The sequence below is a fragment of the Arsenophonus sp. ENCA genome (assembly GCF_002287155.1).
GTDB classification, from domain to species: domain Bacteria; phylum Pseudomonadota; class Gammaproteobacteria; order Enterobacterales; family Enterobacteriaceae; genus Arsenophonus; species Arsenophonus nilaparvatae.
Genome location: NZ_NHNG01000538.1, coordinates 1 through 2,256, shown reverse-complemented (window position 1 = coordinate 2,256; position 2,256 = coordinate 1). Strand labels below are relative to the sequence as shown.

2 protein-coding genes and 1 pseudogene are annotated in these 2,256 nt (G+C 37.8%); 2 read left to right on the top strand and 1 reads right to left on the bottom strand.

Going from position 1 to position 2,256, the window contains the following annotated elements:
* On the top strand, positions 1–416 hold a 416-nt coding region (locus CBG25_RS13960; RefSeq protein ID WP_290603810.1), incomplete at its 5' end, for a transposase.
* An 18-nt stretch (positions 417–434) separates the two neighbouring features.
* Here the strand turns inward: CBG25_RS13960 and CBG25_RS13955 are convergent.
* A pseudogene (locus CBG25_RS13955) lies at positions 435–1,977 on the bottom strand (ACT domain-containing protein); the annotation flags it as partial.
* A gap of 82 nt (positions 1,978–2,059) precedes the next feature.
* On the opposite strand from CBG25_RS13955, the gene CBG25_RS13950 reads away from it, so the two are divergent.
* On the top strand, positions 2,060–2,256 hold a 197-nt coding region (locus CBG25_RS13950; RefSeq protein ID WP_290604058.1), incomplete at its 3' end, for a hypothetical protein.

The following is a 2,256-nucleotide window of genomic DNA, read 5'->3' as shown; positions in this document are numbered from 1 at the left end:
TTGTTAACCATAATAAACAACTGAACAAGTTAGACATCTCAGAAGAAGGAACTCCAATACACTTACGAGGCTACGGTTGGGTGACTGTTTTCAAATTTACAGCCAAAAACGGCCGTATTGATTACATAGTAACAAACAAAGAGAATCCCACCCGTGAATACGTCAAATCTATCATGGATGCCCGTTGGTCTGTTGAAGTTTATCATCGAGAAGTTAAACAAAATTGTGGTATTGAACGCTGTCAGGCTCGCACGAGCCGAGCGCAAAGAAATCATATTTTTCTCGCTATTTCTGCGTGGTTTGAACAACATAAACGTCGTATATCTGAAAAAATAATCCTTTATCAACAAAATTGGGACGTAATCAAAAATGCTATTGCTGAGCACATCCGTGTTTTATTAGCGTACCCAAATTAGTTTTGTGCGAAACTCGTGTACTAATGGAATGGGCTGATAATAGCGGGTATAAAATGCTAAAGCATTTTCACCATTTTTAACTTTATAAAGTGGATTGTGTTTATCGACTGCTACCATTTTTACCTGACAACAACCTTCTTTAATTAACCCGATATAACGAAGAACCTTTCCCTGTGCAGTTGCTTGGCTAACCCTTATTTTAAAATTTTGATCTAATTGTGTTAATCGTTGAAGAAAATGGTTAACGTTACCACTAACATCAAAAGAGGCGGGCAATATAGGTTCAATTTCAATATCATTAAGTTCAAGACAATAACCGGCTTCACGCGCTAGGATCAACAGCTTACGAGCAACATCGATACCAGAAAGATCATCTCTAGGATCTGGTTCAGTAAAACCTTTTTCTTTTGCTAACAGCGTCGCCTGCGATAAAGACATCCCTTCATCGAGTAAACCAAAAATATAGGAAAGTGAGCCAGAAAGAATTCCGCTAAACTCTAGCAATTCATCACCGGCATTGAGTAAATTCTGCAAATTTTCAATAACCGGTAAACCAGCACCAACATTCGTTTCATACAGAAATTTACGTTTTGATTGCTCAGCAACCAATCGGAGCTGGTGATAATAATCCATACTATCTGTATTGGCTTTTTTTATTTGGCGTAACAATATTAAACCCCGCCTTAAGCAAAAAAGCATAATGCTTCGCTATTTGCTGTTCAGCGGTGCAATCAACGATGACTGGATTGAGAAAACAGTGTTTATCCTGTAATTGGCACAGATTACTTAAACTAAAAGCTTGTTTAGATTGTGATAATGCTATTTGCCAATTATCCAGCGTTAAGCCTTTAATATCAGTTAACATCACCCGCGAATTAGCAATTGCACAAACTCGCAGATCAACATGTTTCTCTTTCAACCAATTCTGTTGCCGATAAATTTGTTCAAGTAAAGCATTGCCAACACCAACAACACCAACAACACCAACAACACCAACAACACCAACAACACCAACAACACCAACAACAAAAACATTAATAATTTGAGCGGTATCAAACAACATTTGGTGACATAATTGCGCAGCAATTGTAGTCATATTATTATCAATCTCTGCAGAAATTGAACGCTCAGAAGAGCCTTGTGCAATAGCGACAATATTAATATTACCAAGCGTCAAGGCAGAAAAAAAACGGGCTGATATTCCCTTGAAAGTTCGCATTCCATCACCAACGACTGAGATAATAGCAAGCTGCTCAATGATATCCAATGGGCTAAGCAAACCTTCCTTTAATTCCAAATAAAACTCTTCAGTCAGTGCTTTATATGCCTCAGCTAATTGAACCTGATGCAGACAAAAACTAATACTATATTCAGAAGAAGATTGCGTGATTAATACAATTGAAATTCCCTTATACGACATGGTGGAAAAGATGCGAGCAGCCATACCTACCATGCCCTTCATACCCGGCCCAGCGACATTAATCATTGCCATATTATTTAGACTGGTGATCCCTTTAATTGGCATACACTCACGGTTTTCAACATTACCAATCAAAGTGCCATTGTCATTAGGCCACGAGTTTCGCAGTCTCTAAAAAAGAAGTATAAATTTAAAAACAAGAAAAAATCAGGATGTTCATATTTTGTCCGGTTATCCATGCATTAAAGATATCTATAAAATATTCTTGCAAGTAAGCAGTGTAAGATACTCTAGTTTGGCGTTATCAGAAGTCAGCCCATCGCCTTTATCTCATGACACGGTTAGCCGATGGTTAAAAAGTAGATGTTTCCGCCCTAAAGACCTATGGCGATTAGTTGAACCTTCTATAGACAAAAAAAG